The sequence below is a fragment of the Pedobacter sp. Hv1 genome (genome assembly GCF_001412215.1).
Taxonomy (GTDB): domain Bacteria; phylum Bacteroidota; class Bacteroidia; order Sphingobacteriales; family Sphingobacteriaceae; genus Pedobacter.
Genome location: NZ_LLWP01000004.1, coordinates 643,441 through 660,765, shown reverse-complemented (window position 1 = coordinate 660,765; position 17,325 = coordinate 643,441). Strand labels below are relative to the sequence as shown.

The window sequence follows — 17,325 nt, the reverse complement described above, 5'->3', positions numbered from 1 at the left end:
TTGTAATCAATATAGTTGCCGATATAAATAACGGTCATAACGACCAAGAAGATAATAAATAGAAATTTCAAGATATGTTTTCCGATAAAGATAGAGCACATTTTTCTAAATTAGAAACCCCATTTTATTATTACGACCTAAATCTGCTGAAAAGTACGTTAGAGGCCTGTCATAAAGCCGCTAGCGCCTATAAATTTCATGTGCATTATGCCATGAAGGCGAATTTTAATCCAATTGTATTAAAAGAAATCGAAAAAATAGGTTTTGGTGCCGATTGTGTAAGTGGTAATGAGGTTAAAAAAGCGATCGAAATTGGTTTTGCTAAAAATAAAGTAGTTTTTGCCGGGGTTGGTAAATCTGATAAAGAAATTAACGATGCCCTAGATAATGATATCTTTTGTTTCAATGTAGAATCTGTTCAAGAACTTTCGGTTATTAACGAATTGGCAGAAAAGAAACAGAAAATTGCAAAGGTAGCCATTCGGATCAACCCAAATGTTGATGCACATACCCATGCCAATATTACTACTGGTTTAGACGAAAATAAGTTTGGTGTAAATTCATGGGACATGCCTGCTTGTGCTGATGTTTTAAATATTTCTGCAAATCTTGAATTTATTGGAGTCCATTTTCACATTGGTTCTCAAATTACCAATATGGAGGTATATAAAAACCTTTGCATCCGTGTAAATGAATTTGCAACATGGTTTGAAGATCATGGCTTTAAAGTTACCGTACTGAATGTAGGTGGTGGTTTAGGTATCGATTACCATAAGCCTGATCAGCAAATTCCAGACTTTGAAACCTATTTTAAAATCTTTGCAGATTTCTTGGAAGTGAAACCTTACCAGGAAGTTCATTTTGAGTTGGGTAGGGCATTGGTAGGTCAAAGTGCCTCCTTAATTAGCAGGGTGCTTTATGTTAAAAACGGTAAGAAAAAGAACTTTATCATTTTAGATGCGGGCATGACAGAATTGATGCGCCCTGCATTGTACCAAGCTTATCATCAAATAGAGAATATCAGTAAGCCGTTGTCGGTTGACAGTTCACAAACTTCCAACCCTGTTAAGTATGACGTGGTAGGGCCAATTTGCGAAAGTACTGACTGTTTTGGTAAAGAAGTACAATTGCCAGAAACTTTTAGAAACGATTTGATTGCCATTAGAAGTACAGGTGCGTATGGTGAAGTAATGGCATCGCATTACAACCTTAGAGAGACTGTTCAGGTAGTTTCTAGTGAAGATATTTAATGGATTGTTTGCTCAGTATAGCAAAGATTTACAAATAAAAGAATAAAAAAAGCTCGAGAAATATTTCTCGAGCTTTTTTTATTAAAATGTTTACTGCCAATTAAGGTTATTTCTTTTTAGTGCCAAGAAATACAATTATTCCAGCAATTAACACAATACCACCTGCATAAGGTGGCCAGTTTACAGATTTTTCTTTATCGGCAGAAACCTGAATAGGACCAGCATCGATTACTTTTTCTTTTTTGGTATAAGTAAAACCAGTCCAAACTAACAGTACTATACCTAGTACAATTAACATTATACCTATTGATTTACCCATGTTCTTGTATTTAAATGATTTATTACAGAACATTTATAACCGTCGAAAGTTTTCTTTATGGTTAAAATGAATAACCTAAGCTTAATTTATTAGAGAAACCCCTGTTACCTCCAGAACTTAAAATTCCATAAAACTTATTCAATTTGAAGTAAAACGTAAAGTCTAAATATGTTCCCCGTCTTTTTTGGTAGTCGAAATTTGTTTTTATAGATTGGTTCAGTCCAGGAGTAAAACCATAGAAAAACCTAAAAGCAAAATGGTTATCAAGGTTTCTTTTGGAGTGGAAAATGATTTCTGTAGCACCCCCAGTAGTATATAGGGTCGTTTTTGTTGAGCTAATGATATTAGGGTCATTTAAGGTATTCATCCTTTTTCTGAAATCCGCATAAGCTCCACTTTCAAAACTAAGTGCATTTTCCCAGCTCAATATCCTAAATTCTACTGGTCCGGCATAGTCATAATAACCAATAGAGGTTCTTAACCCACCACCAATAAGGCCTTTTCCATCAAATTCGGGTATAGTTGTTTTTTTGTGATATCCACTTTCGTAATTGGTTTCTCCGGCAAAACCGAAAACCCCGTAAGCAATATTGAGGTGCTTTGTGGTGTGGGCACGACTAAAATTCACAAAGCCCATATTGATATCTCCAGTTGCGTAGGGTAATGCCAAACTAGCTAAGCTTGCACTTACATAGTTTCTTGTTTTAATGCTATCTGAGCCCATTGGTTTGGGCAAATAGGATACATCATTTCCGGTAGCAGCAGGTATAAAATAAGATGGTGAACTACAAGAGCTGATAGAAAAGACGATAGCGATACCAAATAAGAAAAAGAGCGATTTATTCATGTTGGAATTGAAAATTTTAAACTATTTCTTGTAAGTGTTAAGGGCCAGTTTTAAAATGGCATTAATTTTTTCAATAGGCAGGTCTTCGTTTTCATCTATCAACAATATTTTCATTCGAGAACGCTTCTCAACCAGTAAGTCTGGATCATCAATTAAATACCCATTGGCAAAACCAATATATGGTTTTTTGTATTTTTTATGTATCCATAAATAACAGAGCATTTTGCTCTTATAATAAAAGAATGGAAGTTTGTACTTCCATTCTTTGGTAATGTGTTCGTTATGGTCGACGATAATATCTCTCAATGCTAATAAGCAAGCTCTTAGCGGTTCTTCTTTTTCGAGGTAGAATCTGTCCAAGTCGCTTAACATGATTGCTTATTCTTCTTCAAAAAAATCGGCTAGTCCACCAAGAAAATATTCTTCAATGCCTGCAGTAAAATCATCGTAATCTTCATCAGGGATATTGGTTTGAACAAACTCTAAAGAGGTTCCTTTTTTATCTTCGTGCAATTTAATGGTCACGATAGACGGTTCGCCCTCATCGCCAAAATACCATTGTTGTACAATTTTTTTACCCGGTACCAATTCAATATTCTTCCCTACAATATCGCCATCCCAAAAAGAAAATTCTGTGCCCACCTCTTCAGTAAACTCTGCTTCTGCACCCGTCCATAATTGGATGCTTTGTGCTTTGGTTAAACCTAGGTAAACCTCATCAGGAGGTGCCGGAAGTGGTAAATATTTTTTATAGTTCTTCATCAGGATTTTAAGATTTTAGGATTAATGAGGATAATGACGTTTATAGTATTAAGTATATTTAAGGTTGTTATTGTAAACTTTTTTAAACTGAAGGCTTGTTGATCCAAAATTAATTAATAAACCAATGGGAAATTTATAGGCAACAACATAATTTTTGGCTTGTGCTAAATGTACATTTTCTAGATTAATTACAGCTTTGACTTCAACAACAACAATGTTCTCGACAATAAAGTCTGCTCTTCTTTTGCCAACTTCAATGTCTTCGTAAAATATAGTCTGCTCTATTTCTCTCCCAAATGTTAAACCAGCCTTACTAAGCTCTATGGCTAAACATCTCTGATAAATTACTTCTTGAAAACCATTACCTAAAGTGTTGTGAACTTTCATAGCACAACCATTAATTTTATAGGTGATTTCTTCAATTTCCATTTAAGTTTACCTTATTGCAGTATAATCTTGCTAATCCTTACATCCACAAATCTTGTTCACTATTTGAAAGCATTCAATCCGGTTACATCCATACCTGTAATTAATAGATGTACATCATGTGTGCCTTCGTAAGTAACTACTGATTCTAAGTTCATCATGTGGCGCATAATCGGATATTCTCCTGTAATACCCATTCCGCCTAACATTTGGCGGGCGTTACGAGCAATATCTAAAGCAATTTCAACACTGTTGCGTTTGGCCATAGAAATCTGTTCGGCAGTTGCTCTGTTTTCACTTTTCAATACGCCTAATCGCCAAACCAAAAGTTGTCCTTTTGTAATCTCGGTAATCATTTCGGCTAATTTCTTTTGTTGCAATTGAAAGCCACCAATTGGTTTGCCAAACTGGATACGTTCTTTAGAATAGCGAAGCGCAGTATCATAACAATCCATAGCTGCACCCAAAGCACCCCAGGCAATGCCATAACGGGCTTGGTTTAAACAACCTAATGGACCTTTTAATCCACTAATGTTTGGGAAAATGTTCTCTTTTGGAACTTTTACATTATCGAATACCAATTCGCCAGTAGCAGAAGCTCTTAAGCTCCATTTGCCATGGGTCTCAGGCGTAGTAAATCCTTCCATGCCACGTTCTATCACCATTCCACGGATTTTACCTTCTTCGTCTTTTGCCCAAACTACAGCAATATCTGCAAAAGGAGCATTAGAAATCCACATTTTAGCGCCATTTAATAGATAGTGGTCGCCCTTATCTTTAATATTGGTAACCATGCCACCAGGATTAGAACCATGATCTGGCTCCGTAAGGCCAAAACAGCCCATTAACTCGCCTGTGGCTAATTTTGGTAAATATTTTTTACGTTGTTCTTCGCTTCCATACGCATAGATCGGGTACATTACCAAAGAACCTTGCACCGATGCAGTAGAACGAATACCAGAATCGCCTCGCTCAATTTCTTGCATAATAATGCCATACGCTGTATAATCTAAACCAGCACCACCATATTCAACCGGAATTGTTGGTCCAAATGCACCAATCTCTCCTAAGCCTTTAATTAAGTGTTTAGGGAATTCTGCTCTTTGTGCAAAATCTTCTATTACAGGACTAACTTCTTTTTTTACCCAATCTCTTACTGTAGAACGGATTAAAAGATGTTCTTCAGATAAAAGTTCGTCTAATTGATAATAATCTGGTGCTTCGTAAAGGTCTTTTTTAGCTGATTTGTTCATGTTTTACACTATATTTGGTTACACGTTGTGACAATTCCAAAGGTAATAATTTAGTGTAATGACTAGTAAAAACCGTGCAAAAAATTAATTTTGTTGCAGATTGTTGCTTTAAATAATTTAAACCTAATGTTTGTACAAACTGTAGCCTTAAAAGAGGTGAAATTTTATGCTTTTCATGGCTTTTATCCCGAAGAACAGTTCACGGGAAATCATTTTTTGGTAGATGTGGAGGTAACTTTTGTGCCAAATGGCGATTCCGAAGATTTAGATCGTACGGTAAATTACGAGGTGATCAATACCGTGGTAACCGCTGCGATGAAACAAACCCAAAAATTATTGGAAACGGTGGTTAAAAATATAATTAATGAACTGGTTGCTATCTATCCATTTATCTTAACGGCAACTGTTGGGATTAAAAAACTTCATCCGCCCATGCCCGGCGAAATAGGGCACTCTTTTGTACAACTTTCTTATACTTCTCCAAAATAAAATGGAATACACTAAAATTACGAGCGCTATTTTAGCTGAAATAGAAACAGCTATTGGTGCGGCAAACGTTTTTGTTGATGATGAATCTCTACAGCATTATGCGCACGATGAAACAGAAGACCTACGCTACTTTCCTGAAGTAGTAGTTAAGCCTTTAGATACGGCAAGTGTTTCAGCTTTGCTTAAAATCTGTAATCAATACCATATTCCAGTTACCCCTAGAGGTGGTGGTACTGGATTGAGTGGAGCGGCATTACCTATTTATGGTGGGGTTTTATTGTCGATGGAAAAATTTAAGGCAATTATTGATATCGATACAGAGAATTTGCAGGCTACTGTAGAACCAGGGGTGATTACCGAAGAGTTTATGAATGCTGTTGCCGAAAAGGGATTGCTTTATCCAGTTGATCCCAGCAGTAAAGGTTCTTGTTTTATAGGTGGTAATGTGGCACATGGATCTGGTGGACCGAGAGTGGTAAAGTACGGCACCATTCGTGAATATATATTAAACTTAGAAGTTGTTTTGGCTAATGGTGATGTAATTTGGACGGGTGCCAATACCTTAAAATATGCATCTGGTTATAATTTAACCCAATTGATGATTGGTTCTGAGGGTACTTTGGCTGTAGTGACCAAAATTGTAACCAAACTGATCCCAGCGGTAAGCCAAAGTGTATTGATGTTGGGTTCTTTTACAACCAATGATGTAGCCTGTGCTGCTGTATCTGCTATTTTTAGAGCTGGAATAACGCCTTCGGCTCTAGAATTTATGGAGCGAAAAGGAGTGGAGTGGGTAATTCAATTTGATGACATTAAATTTGATCTGAAAGCTGATGTGAATGCTTTTTTAATGATCGAGTTTGATGGTGACGACCTGGATGCGATTTTTGCTGCTTGTGAAAAAGTAAACATGGTATTGGAAGAATTTGGTTGTACCGAAGTTCTTTTTGCCGATACAGCACAACAAAAGGAAGATTTATGGCGCATGCGCAGAACGATGGCCGAATCGGTAAAATCTAACTCCGTTTATAAAGAAGAAGATACAGTAGTACCAAGAGCTGCCTTACCAAAACTGATCAATGGCATTAAAGAAATTGGTGCCAAATATGGTTTTGAAAGTGTATGTTATGGACATGCTGGCGACGGTAACCTGCATATCAATATCATCAAAGCCGGAATGAGTGATGAAGATTGGAAACACAAACTAAAAGATGGTATTGTAGAAATTTTTGAATTGACTACTGCTTTGGGTGGTACTATATCTGGCGAACATGGAATTGGACTGGTGCAGAAAGATTACATGCCAATCAAGTACAGTGAAATCCATTTGAATTTAATGCGCAACATTAAAAAGGTATTTGATCCGACAGGAATTTTAAATCCTGGTAAGATTACCCCTACGGTTTAAATATATCAATAAGTCGTTGGCGAGGACACCAACGACAGCTATTGTTTGCTGTTTTGCTTTTTGCGTTCTGTTGGCAAGGATGCCAACTAAGGCTATTGTTGCTTTCTATCAACGGCCCTTTTCTGCTTCTGCTTTCTGTTGGCGTCTCCGCCAACAGATTGATATTTTAAGATGCTAGCTGTTCAAATACCAACATTTTATTCCTTTCCTTTTCAGGTATGGCTGCTGGTCTTTTAGTGCCGTAGTCGTAAGCCACACAAACTGTTTTGCCTTTGCTACAGGTAACTTCTTTTCCGTCTACCTCTTTTATAATCATATATTCTAAATCAAAACTGGTATTGCCAATTCTGGAGGTGCGTACATACATGCTTACCTTATCTTCTAAAAAAATTGGAGTAATATAATCTATAGAGGCCTGGCCAATCACTACACCAGTTGTTTTCCAATCCCAATTAATGGCGTGTTTCCAGTATTTCGTTCTACCAATTTCCATGTAGGTAAAATAGACGGCATTGTTTACATGACCCATCATGTCTAGGTCTGCAAAACGCATTTCGATAGTGGTTTTGTACTTGAAACTGTCGATGTGGCCAACTGAAACTGACTTTTTGTCTTGTTGTTTTTCTTTTTTGCGCCAAAATGTCTTAAAAAACATAATTATTTACTTTGGAATAGGGTTTGAACATGGACAATTATAATTTAAAAAATAAAATAACGGAGGAATATAAAATGACTTTAGTAAAATTCAACAACAAAACAAGAAACACTGCACCCTACTTTAACAATGTTTTCGATTCTTTGTTTAGCGATGCGTTAAATAAAAATTATGGTGTAAACAAAGTACCTCATGTAAACATTTACGAAAGTGCAAACGAATACAAAATTGAATTGGCTGCACCTGGTTTAAGTAAAGAAGATTTTAAGATCGACCTTAAAAAAGATAACCTTTCTGTTTGGGCAGAGAAAAAAGTAGATGAGAATGAAGTGCAGAAAGATTTTACCCGCAAAGAATTTGAGTATAGCTCATTTGCTAGGTCATTTGTATTGCCAGAAGGTGTTGATGTAGACCAGATCAGTGCGGAATATATCAATGGTGTTTTAAATATTACCATCGGTAAAAAAGACGAAGCCAAATTGACACACAAAGAGATTGTAGTTTCATAATACGATAATAAGTTTGATTTTAAGTTTAGGGTTGGTAAGGGCACATCGAGAGGTGTTGCCCTTATCTTTTTTAGACTGATTCTATAATATGAATGCAACCTAAACAATCCTTTGATTTTTGTACTTTTGCAAAATGGAAAGAGAAATCCTTGATACCAAGCGTAAGGCATTAAAAATAAATTTGAACGAGCATATTTACGGAACATTTGCAGAAATTGGCGCCGGACAGGAAGTAGCTCGTAATTTTTTTACAGCTGGTGCTGCTTCAGGTACGGTTGCTAAAACCATGTCAGCTTATGATATGACTTTTAGCGATGCCATTTATGGTGCTGAAGCTTCTGGTAGATATGTAAGTCAAAATAGACTGTTGCGCATGTTAGACCATGAATTTGGTTTGTTAAATGAGCGTCTCTCTGGTGAAAAATATGATACTAGAACTTTCTTTGCCTTTGCAGATACGGTAACTACTTTAAATTTTAAGCGTACAAACGAACCACACGGTTGGGTTGGTATCCGTTTTCAGACCGTACCGGGAGGTTTACCAAACGAAATATTTTTCCATGTTCGCCTGTTAGATACCGATGTAAATATGCAACAACGAGTGTTGGGTATTATTGGTGTAAACTTGGTGTATGCTGCTTTTTATCATCATGAAGATCCAAAATTGATGATTGAATCACTTGCAGATAATTTAACTGTAGGATCTGTAGAAATTGACTTGATTTCTGTAAAAGGTCCAGCTTTCGGAAAAGTGAACAACACGTTACTGAATCTTTACCTGATCATGAAAGATTTTTCGGCAGCAGCTATCTTCGATGAAGATGGACATCCACGTCAGGCCAAAGACCTATTGTATAAAAAGGATATCATGATTTTACGAACCAAATACGGTCAGAAATCAAATCCGAACTTCAACTTATTCAATAAAGCAACAGAGCAGTTTACACGCACCAATAATGTAGAACCTGGTAATTTGAGTGTGATGATTGAGATTTTGTTAACCAATGTGTTAACAGACGAACAAGAAACACCAGATGATATCGACTTAGAGGCAGTGGCAAAAAGAGCTGAGGATATGTGTAAAACAGGTAATTTGGTCATCGTTTCTAATTTTACCCGTCACAATAGATTGGCTAAATATTTAGGCCGTTGTAAACCTAAAAGTGTGGGTATTTCAACCAATATCAATAACCTTAAATTCGTATTCAACTCTAAAAACTTCGGAGAGAACTATTCTAGTCAGTTGTTGGCTTATGTAAGTGATATGTTTACGCAGAATGTGAAACTGTTTGCCTATCCTTTTATGGATAAGAAGAGCAATACGGTTATTTCTACAGCGAATATGCCAGTTACTGCTGATGCTAAACCTTTGTTCGAATTTTTGCTGATCAATGGTTACATTACCGATATTAAAGATTATAGTGAAGAGGATGTTAAAACGGCCTAATGGAAAAGGCTGGGTCGGAAAAAAGCACTTTACACCTTAGAAATAAACATCGTTCTAGGTACGATTTCAAAACTTTAATTGAAAGCTGTGCGGAGCTTGCTCATTTTGTGGGTGTAAATAAATATGGAGATGAATCGATAGATTTTGCCAATCCAGATGCAGTTAAAATCTTAAATAAAGCTTTACTCAAACATTTTTATCAGATCGATTTTTGGGATATTCCTGAAGGTTACCTTTGTCCACCAATTCCGGGTAGGGCAGATTATATCCATTATATAGCTGATTTATTGGCTTCTTGTCATCAACAGAATATCCCAACTGGTAAAAAGGTAAAGGTATTAGATATTGGTGTGGGCGCTAATTGCGTATATCCGATTATTGGTCATCAAGAATACGGTTGGAGTTTTGTAGGTTCTGATATTGATGAAGTAGCTATTCGTTCTGCAAAAAATATAGCTGATGTTAATCCATCTTTAAAAAACGCTATTGAAATTAGATTGCAGTCTTCTAAATCCGCAATTTTCAAGCACATTATTCATAAAGAAGAACGTTTTGAGCTGACCATTTGTAATCCTCCATTCCATGCTTCAGCGGCCGAAGCCCAAGCAGGCTCACAAAGAAAGGCCCGTAATCTTGGTCATAAAAATTATGCAAAACCAATACTTAATTTTGGTGGTCAGCATAGCGAATTGTGGACAAAAGGAGGGGAGCTTGCATTTGTAGGGCAGATGATTGAAGAAAGTAAGTTGTTTAAAAACCAATGTTTCTGGTTTACCAGTTTGGTTTCGAAAAGCGAAAACCTACCGGCCATCTATGCCATGCTAAACAGGGCAGGAGTTGCAGAAACCAGAACAAACAACATGAGTACAGGTAATAAAATAACCAGAATTGTAGCCTGGACTTTCTTAACAGCAGCCGAGCAAGCGGCTTGGTAATGGCAATTTTTGTTAAATTGGTGCTAATTTTTATCTTGCAGTATGAAATTATCCCACTTCAGTTTGTTAATTTTTTTAGTATTTCCTTCATTTGCTCAGGCACAAACTTCAGGTAATCCTTTGTTCCCAGGCTGGTATGCAGATCCAGAAGGGATTATTTTTGGTAAAACCTATTGGATTTATCCAACCTATTCGGCTAAATATAAAGAGCAGGTTTTTATGGATGCTTTTTCTTCTGCAGATCTAATTACTTGGAAAAAACACGAAAGGATTATTGATACAGCTGCCATTAAATGGGCAAAAAAAGCGATGTGGGCACCATCAATAACCCAAAAAGATGGGAAGTATTATTTGTTTTTTGGAGCAAATGATATTCAAAGTGACCAAGAAATAGGTGGGATTGGTGTAGCAGTAGCCGATCGGCCAGAAGGCCCATACAAAGACCATTTAGGTAAACCATTAATTGATAAATTTTATAACAAGGCGCAACCTATAGATCAATTTGTATTTAAGGATAAAGACAATCAGTATTATTTAATTTATGGGGGCTGGTCGCATTGCAACATTGCCAAACTGAATAAAGATTTTACAGGTTTTGTGCCTTATACAGATGGTAGTACTTTTAAAGAAATTACGCCAGAAGGTTATGTAGAAGGTCCTTTTATGTTTATTCGGAATGGAAAATACTATTTTATGTGGTCTGAAGGTGGTTGGACGGGGCCTGATTATTCAGTTGCCTATGCCATTGCCGATTCGCCTTTGGGTCCATTTAAACGGATTGGAAAAATCTTGAAACAAGACCCTGCTATGGCCACTGGAGCAGGGCACCACTCTATCATCCACGATGCAAAAAAGGAACGCTATTATATTGTTTACCACCGTAGGCCACTAGGCGAAACTGATGGGAACCACCGTGTAACTTGTATGGAAGAGATGCATTTTGATAAAGATGGACTAATTATTCCTGTTCAGCTTACAAAAGAAGGAGTGAAGAAGAACAAACTTTAAGGGGAAAATGGAAAATGTATGAGGGAATAGGTAATTGTAAATAGGTAATAGGCACGTCTTTAAATATTAACCTATTTTCTATTCTCATTTATTATTCCCTATTTCCCATTCCCTATTTACTTTCCCCCATTTCCTATTTCCCCTCTTTCTCATAAATATCTTTCCCTACAATAGCCATCTGTCTTTCTGGGTTCTCTAATGCTTTAAAACCAAATTGTTTGTATAAGCCATGAGCGTCCAGTGTTGCTAAATGGTATCGTCTTAAACCTTGCAAGTCTGGGTGAAATAACATCAGTGACATTAACTTTTTAGACAAACCTAGGCCACGATATGTAGTTTCTACATAAACATCACATAAATAGGCATAAGTGGCCCTATCGGTTATCCAACGTGCAAATCCTGCTTGTTTTCCATCTTTATATACACCAAAACACAAAGAATTGTCGATGGCTTTTTGCACTAAAGCCAAGGGGATGTTTTTAGCCCAATAAGATTCTACACTCAGGTAATGGTGAACAGCATTTACATCTATCAGATTGCTGTCATCAGAGAAAACAAAACCATTCTCGATAATTTCCATCTTAAAATATTAGTTCATTGTTTAAATAGTTCAGTAGTTCATTTGTTTACTTGTTCTATTGAGCATAAAGGACCATCGGTAAAATTATACGGCTAGTTTTACTAATGCACTGATGAACTAATGAACCGTTGAACCAGATTAGTTTCGCATGTTGATAAACTGCAATGGCTGTCCAAAATCTTCACCTCTACATAAAGAGATTACTTTTTGTAGGTCATCTATGTTTTTGCTTTGTACCCTAACTTGGTCATCCATCATCGAAGCTTGTACTTTTAACTTGCTGTCTTTGATTTTGGCTACAATTTTTTTAGCGGCTTCTTTATCAATTCCTTCTTTAATTTTGAGCTCTTTTCTAATCATATTGCCAGAAGCTTGATGTTCTTTTCCAAAATCCAAACTTTTTGGGTCTAAATTTTGTTTCATCATACGAGAGATGATTGAATCGGTAATGGCCTTTAAGCGCATATCGTCTTCAGTTACAATTGTGATCACATTGGTTTTTTTATCCAATTCTACAGTGCTGTTGGAGCCATTGAAGTCATAACGGTTTAAAATCTCTTTTTTTGCATTGTTGATCGCATTATCTAATGTTTGTGAGTCTACTTTGCTAACGATATCGAAAGTGGGCATGATTTTGGCTTTAATTGATAAAAAAATAATAGATTTAAGTAATTATAAATTACCATACAAAAAACGCTAAAAAATATATGAAAACCAATAAAACTAAACCTCAGAAAAAAACCACTAAAAAAGCGGTTAAAAAACAGATTGAGCAAAGCTTAACGGACAGATTTTTAGAAGCGGTTAAAGGCTTAGGGCATAATGCCGAATTGATTGCCGATGATGTGGCCAAATTGAGCAAAGCAGCTGCAAAGAAACTTTCTAAGAAGTTTAAAGAGGTTAAAACAGCAGTTGCTGATAAAATAGATAATGTAACTACGGCAAAAAAACCGGTAGCTAAAAAAGTGAAACTCGCTAAAAAAGATGCATCTAAGCTGATGAAAAAGGTGGATAAATCTGTAACCAAAGTGGTTAAAAAAGCAGTTTCGAAAGCTAAACCTGTAGTAACCAGCGTAAAAGTTGAGGGTATTGCCACAGCAGAAAAAGCAGCAGCTGCCATTAAAACGCCTGTTAAAAAAGCTCCAGTTAAAAGTACAGCGGTAAAAAAAGTAGCAGCTAAACCTGCTGTTGTAGAAAGTAAAAGTACCACAGCGGCAAAAGATACCAAAACTGCAGCTGTAAAGGCGATAGCAAGTACGCCTGTAAAGAAAGTTGCTGCCAAGGTTGCACCTGCTAAAAAAGACACTACGAGTAAGAAGTAAATTTTAGGTGTCAAATTAGCTGATAATTAACACTAACTTAACACTAAAATATGCAGATTTGAAAATCTCCGGATCTACCCTGGAGATTTTTTTGATTTTTATCCATGGCTAAAAAGAAGCTACCGTTTTTAAATAGGGAATTAAGTTGGTTATACTTTAATGAAAGGGTATTACAGGAAGCTGCAGATGAAACTGTTCCATTAATTGAACGGATTAGATTTTTGTCTATTTTCTCTTCAAACCTAGAAGAATTTTATAGGGTAAGAGTAGCAACCTTGAGTCGTTTAGTCAATTTAAACGATAGGGCTAAGGCATTATTGGGTTTTAATCCTAAAAAGGTATTAAACGAAATCAAAAATATTGTAGTTAAACATGAACGTAGGTTCGAAAACCTATTTCAAGCTACCTTAATTAACGAACTCGCTCAAAATCGTATTTTTATCTTGAATGATACCCAGCTGAATGTTGCTAGGGGCGAGTTTGTGCGCAATCATTTTAGGGATAAGATCTTGTCTAATTTGGTTCCGATTATGATCGATCTGGAACAACCTTTTCCAGAATTAAAAGACCGAACGCTATACTTCTTTGTTCGTTTAACCAAAAAGGGATCTAAAAAGAGTGAAAAATATGCATTGATTGAACTGCCTGATAACTTACCCCGTTTTTTGGTTTTACCAGAAACGAACGGACTAAAGTTTATCATCTTGGCTGAAGATATCATCAAATACTGTTTGGATGATATTTTCTATGTGTTTAATTACGATCATTTGGAAGCTTTCTCTATTCAGCTAACTAGGGATGCCGAGCTTGACATTGATAAAAATGTAAGTGACAAGTTTATAGAAGAATTGAAGACCAGTTTAGATAAACGTAAAAAGGGCAAGCCGATGCGTTTATTGTACGATACAGAAATGCCTTTTGAAATGTTGAGCGTTTTAGTAACCAAAATGAAAATTGAGGCTGAAGGTTTAATTCCGGGTAACCGTTACCACCGTTTTGGCGATTTTATTGGTTTCCCTAATGTGGGCTCTAAAGATTTGGAATATCCGCCGGTTGAGCCACTTAAAGTGCAGGGCTTGCATAGAACGGAAAGTATTTTTAACAAATTGGCGCACCGCGATTATGTGGTTAATTTGCCATACCAATCTTACGATTATATTATCCTATTCCTCCGTGAAGCGGCGATAGATCCAAAAGTGACAGAAATTAACATCACTTTGTATCGTTTAGCAGAAAATTCTAAAGTGATCAATGCCTTAATCAATGCAGTTAAAAATGGTAAAAAAGTGAACTGTGTGGTAGAGCTGAAAGCTCGCTTTGATGAAAAGGCCAATATCTTTTGGACCAATAGATTAATGGAAGAAGGTGTAAATGTAAACTATGGTTTAACTGATTATAAAGTGCATTCTAAAATATGCTTGGTAAAGCGAATAGAAAAGGGGAGAGCAGTTTATTATGCCAACCTAGCCACAGGAAATTTCAACGAAAAAACCGCCAAAATTTATTGTGACCACAGCATATTTACAGCTAAAAAAGAAATTACTGCCGATTTATTGAAATTGTTTAATGCTTTAAACAAAAAAACGGTAGCCAAAGATTTCAAACACCTTATCGTATCTCCATTAGATTCGAGAAACAAGATCTATGCTTTAATTAACAGAGAAATCAAATTTGCCAAAGCTAAAAAGCCAGCTTACATGATTTTAAAGGTAAATAGCTTAGCTGATGAAGGCATTGTAGAAAAATTGTACGAGGCAAGTAATGCTGGTGTACAGATTAAATTAATTGTAAGGGGAATTTGCTGCTTGGTACCTGGTGTGGCTGGTTTTAGCGAGAACATTACCGTAATTAGCATTATAGATAAATTTTTAGAACATGCACGGGTTTTCATCTTTGGTAACAATGGTAAAGAAGAGATGTTCCTTTCTTCTGCCGATTTGATGAGCCGAAACTTTGAACATAGGGTAGAAGTAGGATTTCCGGTATTGGATGAATTGGTAAAACAAGAAATTAGAGATATTATTGAGTTTCAATTACAGGATAATGTAAAAGCTCGTGATATCAATAGGCTAAATAACAATAAATATCATAAAAACCGTTTAACCACTAAGATAAGAGCCCAAGTACAAACATATAACTACCTTAAAAATAAACACCACTAAAAATGCTCCGATACGCCGCCATAGATATAGGCTCAAATGCAGTTCGTTTGTTAATTGCTGATATCACTCAAAATGAAAAAGGATATGGATTTAAAAAGAACACATTGGTTAGGGTGCCATTGCGCCTTGGTGATGACGCCTTTTTAGATAAAAAAATATCGCCAAAAAAAATCGAAGATTTGGTGAAGACCATGAGTGCTTTCAAAAATTTGATGGATGTTTATCATGTGTCTAAATATTTGGCCTGTGCAACATCAGCCATGCGTGAGGCAGATAATGGCAAAGAAATTATCAAAAGATTAAAAAAGGTAGCTGATATAGACTTAGAAATTATTGAGGGACAAAGAGAAGCCAATATCATTTATTCCAACCATATAGAACAAAATTTAGATGCTAAAAAGAGCTATCTCTATATTGACGTAGGTGGGGGAAGCACTGAACTTTCGGTATTTGTAAACAAACAACCTGTTGCCTCTAGGTCATTTAATATTGGTACCATCCGGATTTTGGATAACCAGGATAAAGACGAAACTTGGGAAGAGATGAAGGATTGGGTGAAGCTACATACTAGAGACCTAAAGAATTTAGCAGGAATTGGTACTGGTGGAAACATCAATAAATTGTTCCGCATGTCGGGCGAAAAGGAAGACATGCCACTTTCGTTTTTGAAGCTGAAAACGATGTACAATGAGCTGAATGCCTATTCTTTAAAAGAACGCATTACTTTGATGAAGTTAAACCAAGATAGGGCAGATGTAATTATTCCAGCTTGTGAAATCTACCTCACACTAATGAAATGGACTGGAATTAAACAAATCTATGTGCCTAAGGTGGGTATGGTTGATGGAATTATCAACTTATTGATTGAAGAAAACTTGGAGATTTAGTTTTCGTACTCTCGTTGGCGTCTTCGCCAACGGTTAAGTTGGAGTTTTATCGGATCTGGCTGTTGGTGGGGATGCCAACAACAGCTATCTATACTTACTTAATTTTAGCACTTTCTTGGCCTCTACTACTCTTGTTGGTGCCCTCGCCAACGACTGCAGATAGCTAAGCAATTCTAATATTTAACCAAGCCTTGTCTCTTCGCCAACGGTTACAATGCTCCTAAAAGTAAGGTTAATTCTGGGTTTTTGAATTGTTTTGGTTGGTGGTAAACGATGGAGCCAATTGGTTTGGGTTGTATCCTTCATGATCAATAGACTTCCATTTTCTAAGGTTAAGGATATACTTTCTTCGGTGGTTTTGTGTTTGAAGGAAAATTTTCGCTCTGCACCAAAACTCAATGATGCAATAGCGCCATTTTTCTTCAGGTCTTTTTCAGCATCGCTATGCCAAGCCATTCCTTCATCGCCGTTATGGTATAAATTGAGTAGACAAGAGTTAAAATGTTCTCCAGATTTTTCTTCTGCCAGATTTTTAAGCTCCAATAATTCTTTGGTCCATATTAAAGCTTGTTTGGTCACATTTGAATAAGTGTATTCAAAAGGATTGTCGCCATACCAGGCTACTTTTCTTTTGGTTAAAATGTGTTTGCCAAAAATAATAGCTTCATCATTCTTCCATTCAATGTCGTTTAATAAACAATTATAGTATGCTGCTGCTTGTTGATAGGACATGATCTTCCCATAATAATTTACGGTACCATCTTTTGGTAACAGATTTATATTTTGGGGCAATTCGCTGCTAAATAGATCCATCTTTCCATTTTTTATAGTCAACCCTTAAACAATGTCCACAAGGTCGATAACCCAAATTTAAAGCTTCATTTGTTGAAACGAAGAAAACACGGTTGGTTATTTTCATTCTTTTTCCAGAAGTACAATTTAAGGTGCCATATATTTTTAACCTGCTGTTTCCTGCAAATTGGATTTGTTGCTGAGCAATAAGTTTAACCAGTTTCCTGTTTACCTCAAAAACAGCAGTGCCTAAGTCAGTATGTAAGATCATCTC

21 protein-coding genes are annotated in these 17,325 nt (G+C 36.3%); 10 read left to right on the top strand and 11 right to left on the bottom strand.

Annotated features, from left to right (window positions below):
• Positions 1-74: 74 nt before the first annotated feature.
• Positions 75-1,250 carry a diaminopimelate decarboxylase gene (lysA, locus tag AQF98_RS10755; protein ID WP_055131934.1) on the top strand — a complete coding sequence of 392 codons (1,176 nt, stop codon included), beginning with the start codon at positions 75-77 and terminating at the stop codon, positions 1,248-1,250.
• A 106-nt stretch (positions 1,251-1,356) separates the two neighbouring features.
• Here the strand turns inward: lysA and AQF98_RS10750 are convergent, their stop codons facing one another.
• From AQF98_RS10750 to AQF98_RS10725, 6 genes are all read right to left on the bottom strand, one after another.
• The gene (locus AQF98_RS10750) at positions 1,357-1,569 is read right to left on the bottom strand and encodes a hypothetical protein (protein ID WP_055131933.1); all 213 of its coding nucleotides are present in this window, start codon (positions 1,567-1,569) and stop codon (positions 1,357-1,359) included.
• A 61-nt stretch (positions 1,570-1,630) separates the two neighbouring features.
• Positions 1,631-2,416: a hypothetical protein gene (locus tag AQF98_RS10745; RefSeq protein ID WP_055131932.1), complete on the bottom strand. Its 786-nt coding sequence runs from the start codon at positions 2,414-2,416 to the stop codon at positions 1,631-1,633.
• Positions 2,417-2,437: 21 nt separating this feature from the next.
• The gene (locus tag AQF98_RS10740; RefSeq protein WP_235524213.1) at positions 2,438-2,776 is read right to left on the bottom strand and encodes a DUF1801 domain-containing protein; all 339 of its coding nucleotides are present in this window, start codon (positions 2,774-2,776) and stop codon (positions 2,438-2,440) included.
• Between the two features lie 18 nt (positions 2,777-2,794).
• Positions 2,795-3,178, bottom strand: a complete 384-nt coding sequence (locus tag AQF98_RS10735; protein ID WP_055131930.1) for an SRPBCC domain-containing protein — start codon at positions 3,176-3,178, stop codon at positions 2,795-2,797.
• A 48-nt stretch (positions 3,179-3,226) separates the two neighbouring features.
• Complete coding sequence (locus AQF98_RS10730) at positions 3,227-3,607, bottom strand: GxxExxY protein (RefSeq protein WP_055131929.1); 381 nt, start codon at positions 3,605-3,607, stop codon at positions 3,227-3,229.
• A 59-nt stretch (positions 3,608-3,666) separates the two neighbouring features.
• The gene (locus AQF98_RS10725) at positions 3,667-4,857 is read right to left on the bottom strand and encodes an acyl-CoA dehydrogenase family protein (RefSeq protein WP_055131928.1); all 1,191 of its coding nucleotides are present in this window, start codon (positions 4,855-4,857) and stop codon (positions 3,667-3,669) included.
• A gap of 126 nt (positions 4,858-4,983) precedes the next feature.
• Between AQF98_RS10725 and AQF98_RS10720 the strand changes: the two genes are divergently transcribed.
• Positions 4,984-5,346, top strand: a complete 363-nt coding sequence (locus AQF98_RS10720) for a dihydroneopterin aldolase (protein ID WP_055131927.1) — start codon at positions 4,984-4,986, stop codon at positions 5,344-5,346.
• 1 nt (position 5,347) lies between these two features.
• Positions 5,348-6,754, top strand: a complete 1,407-nt coding sequence (locus AQF98_RS10715; protein ID WP_055131926.1) for an FAD-binding oxidoreductase — start codon at positions 5,348-5,350, stop codon at positions 6,752-6,754.
• A 166-nt stretch (positions 6,755-6,920) separates the two neighbouring features.
• Here AQF98_RS10715 and AQF98_RS10710 read toward each other — a convergent pair whose 3' ends face one another.
• A complete protein-coding gene (locus AQF98_RS10710; RefSeq protein ID WP_055131925.1) occupies positions 6,921-7,409 on the bottom strand; it encodes a thioesterase family protein in 489 nt (162 codons plus the stop codon).
• A gap of 29 nt (positions 7,410-7,438) precedes the next feature.
• Here AQF98_RS10710 and AQF98_RS10705 point away from each other — a divergent pair, with 29 nt between their 5' ends.
• The 4 genes from AQF98_RS10705 (at position 7,439) to AQF98_RS10690 (ending at position 11,308) form a co-directional block, all read left to right on the top strand.
• Positions 7,439-7,918, top strand: coding sequence for an Hsp20/alpha crystallin family protein (locus AQF98_RS10705; protein WP_235524212.1), 480 nt, complete (start codon positions 7,439-7,441; stop codon positions 7,916-7,918).
• Positions 7,919-8,051: 133 nt separating this feature from the next.
• Entirely contained in the window at positions 8,052-9,365 is a 1,314-nt protein-coding gene (locus AQF98_RS10700) for a hypothetical protein (RefSeq protein ID WP_055131924.1), read from the top strand.
• Complete coding sequence (gene rlmF / locus AQF98_RS10695) at positions 9,365-10,300, top strand: 23S rRNA (adenine(1618)-N(6))-methyltransferase RlmF (RefSeq protein ID WP_055131923.1); 936 nt, start codon at positions 9,365-9,367, stop codon at positions 10,298-10,300. The genes AQF98_RS10700 and rlmF overlap by 1 nt, the downstream gene beginning before the upstream one ends.
• A gap of 42 nt (positions 10,301-10,342) precedes the next feature.
• Positions 10,343-11,308: a glycoside hydrolase family 43 protein gene (locus AQF98_RS10690; protein WP_055131922.1), complete on the top strand. Its 966-nt coding sequence runs from the start codon at positions 10,343-10,345 to the stop codon at positions 11,306-11,308.
• Positions 11,309-11,441: 133 nt separating this feature from the next.
• Here the strand turns inward: AQF98_RS10690 and AQF98_RS10685 are convergent, their stop codons facing one another.
• Positions 11,442-11,888: a GNAT family N-acetyltransferase gene (locus tag AQF98_RS10685; RefSeq protein WP_055131921.1), complete on the bottom strand. Its 447-nt coding sequence runs from the start codon at positions 11,886-11,888 to the stop codon at positions 11,442-11,444.
• Positions 11,889-12,026: 138 nt separating this feature from the next.
• Positions 12,027-12,518, bottom strand: coding sequence for a YajQ family cyclic di-GMP-binding protein (locus tag AQF98_RS10680; RefSeq protein WP_055131920.1), 492 nt, complete (start codon positions 12,516-12,518; stop codon positions 12,027-12,029).
• 77 nt (positions 12,519-12,595) lie between these two features.
• On the opposite strand from AQF98_RS10680, the gene AQF98_RS10675 reads away from it, so the two are divergent.
• The 3 genes from AQF98_RS10675 (at position 12,596) to AQF98_RS10665 (ending at position 16,259) form a co-directional block, all read left to right on the top strand.
• The gene (locus tag AQF98_RS10675) at positions 12,596-13,210 is read left to right on the top strand and encodes a hypothetical protein (protein ID WP_055131919.1); all 615 of its coding nucleotides are present in this window, start codon (positions 12,596-12,598) and stop codon (positions 13,208-13,210) included.
• A 104-nt stretch (positions 13,211-13,314) separates the two neighbouring features.
• Positions 13,315-15,372 (top strand): polyphosphate kinase 1, encoded by a 2,058-nt coding sequence (gene ppk1, locus AQF98_RS10670; protein WP_055131918.1) that lies wholly within the window; start codon positions 13,315-13,317, stop codon positions 15,370-15,372.
• Positions 15,373-15,374: 2 nt separating this feature from the next.
• On the top strand, positions 15,375-16,259 hold the full coding sequence (locus tag AQF98_RS10665; RefSeq protein ID WP_055131917.1) for an exopolyphosphatase: 885 nt from the start codon (positions 15,375-15,377) through the stop codon (positions 16,257-16,259).
• A gap of 180 nt (positions 16,260-16,439) precedes the next feature.
• On the opposite strand, the gene AQF98_RS10660 is transcribed toward AQF98_RS10665, so the two are convergent.
• A complete protein-coding gene (locus AQF98_RS10660) occupies positions 16,440-17,072 on the bottom strand; it encodes an alpha-ketoglutarate-dependent dioxygenase AlkB (RefSeq protein WP_055131916.1) in 633 nt (210 codons plus the stop codon).
• On the bottom strand, positions 17,059-17,322 hold the full coding sequence (locus AQF98_RS10655) for an Ada metal-binding domain-containing protein (RefSeq protein ID WP_055131915.1): 264 nt from the start codon (positions 17,320-17,322) through the stop codon (positions 17,059-17,061). The genes AQF98_RS10660 and AQF98_RS10655 overlap by 14 nt, the downstream gene beginning before the upstream one ends.
• Positions 17,323-17,325 lie beyond the last annotated feature (3 nt).

Coding starts and splice junctions, on each gene's coding strand:
- AQF98_RS10660 (WP_055131916.1), bottom strand. CDS start 17,072: ATGGATCTATTTAGCAGCGAATTGCCCCAAAATATAAATCTGTTACCA.
- AQF98_RS10745 (WP_055131932.1), bottom strand. CDS start 2,416: ATGAATAAATCGCTCTTTTTCTTATTTGGTATCGCTATCGTCTTTTCT.
- AQF98_RS10735 (WP_055131930.1), bottom strand. CDS start 3,178: ATGAAGAACTATAAAAAATATTTACCACTTCCGGCACCTCCTGATGAG.
- AQF98_RS10685 (WP_055131921.1), bottom strand. CDS start 11,888: ATGGAAATTATCGAGAATGGTTTTGTTTTCTCTGATGACAGCAATCTG.
- AQF98_RS10715 (WP_055131926.1), top strand. CDS start 5,348: ATGGAATACACTAAAATTACGAGCGCTATTTTAGCTGAAATAGAAACA.
- AQF98_RS10665 (WP_055131917.1), top strand. CDS start 15,375: ATGCTCCGATACGCCGCCATAGATATAGGCTCAAATGCAGTTCGTTTG.
- AQF98_RS10705 (WP_235524212.1), top strand. CDS start 7,439: ATGGACAATTATAATTTAAAAAATAAAATAACGGAGGAATATAAAATG.
- rlmF (WP_055131923.1), top strand. CDS start 9,365: ATGGAAAAGGCTGGGTCGGAAAAAAGCACTTTACACCTTAGAAATAAA.
- lysA (WP_055131934.1), top strand. CDS start 75: ATGTTTTCCGATAAAGATAGAGCACATTTTTCTAAATTAGAAACCCCA.
- ppk1 (WP_055131918.1), top strand. CDS start 13,315: ATGGCTAAAAAGAAGCTACCGTTTTTAAATAGGGAATTAAGTTGGTTA.
- AQF98_RS10690 (WP_055131922.1), top strand. CDS start 10,343: ATGAAATTATCCCACTTCAGTTTGTTAATTTTTTTAGTATTTCCTTCA.
- AQF98_RS10750 (WP_055131933.1), bottom strand. CDS start 1,569: ATGGGTAAATCAATAGGTATAATGTTAATTGTACTAGGTATAGTACTG.
- AQF98_RS10725 (WP_055131928.1), bottom strand. CDS start 4,857: ATGAACAAATCAGCTAAAAAAGACCTTTACGAAGCACCAGATTATTAT.
- AQF98_RS10730 (WP_055131929.1), bottom strand. CDS start 3,607: ATGGAAATTGAAGAAATCACCTATAAAATTAATGGTTGTGCTATGAAA.
- AQF98_RS10680 (WP_055131920.1), bottom strand. CDS start 12,518: ATGCCCACTTTCGATATCGTTAGCAAAGTAGACTCACAAACATTAGAT.
- AQF98_RS10700 (WP_055131924.1), top strand. CDS start 8,052: ATGGAAAGAGAAATCCTTGATACCAAGCGTAAGGCATTAAAAATAAAT.
- AQF98_RS10675 (WP_055131919.1), top strand. CDS start 12,596: ATGAAAACCAATAAAACTAAACCTCAGAAAAAAACCACTAAAAAAGCG.
- AQF98_RS10710 (WP_055131925.1), bottom strand. CDS start 7,409: ATGTTTTTTAAGACATTTTGGCGCAAAAAAGAAAAACAACAAGACAAA.
- AQF98_RS10655 (WP_055131915.1), bottom strand. CDS start 17,322: ATGATCTTACATACTGACTTAGGCACTGCTGTTTTTGAGGTAAACAGG.
- AQF98_RS10720 (WP_055131927.1), top strand. CDS start 4,984: ATGTTTGTACAAACTGTAGCCTTAAAAGAGGTGAAATTTTATGCTTTT.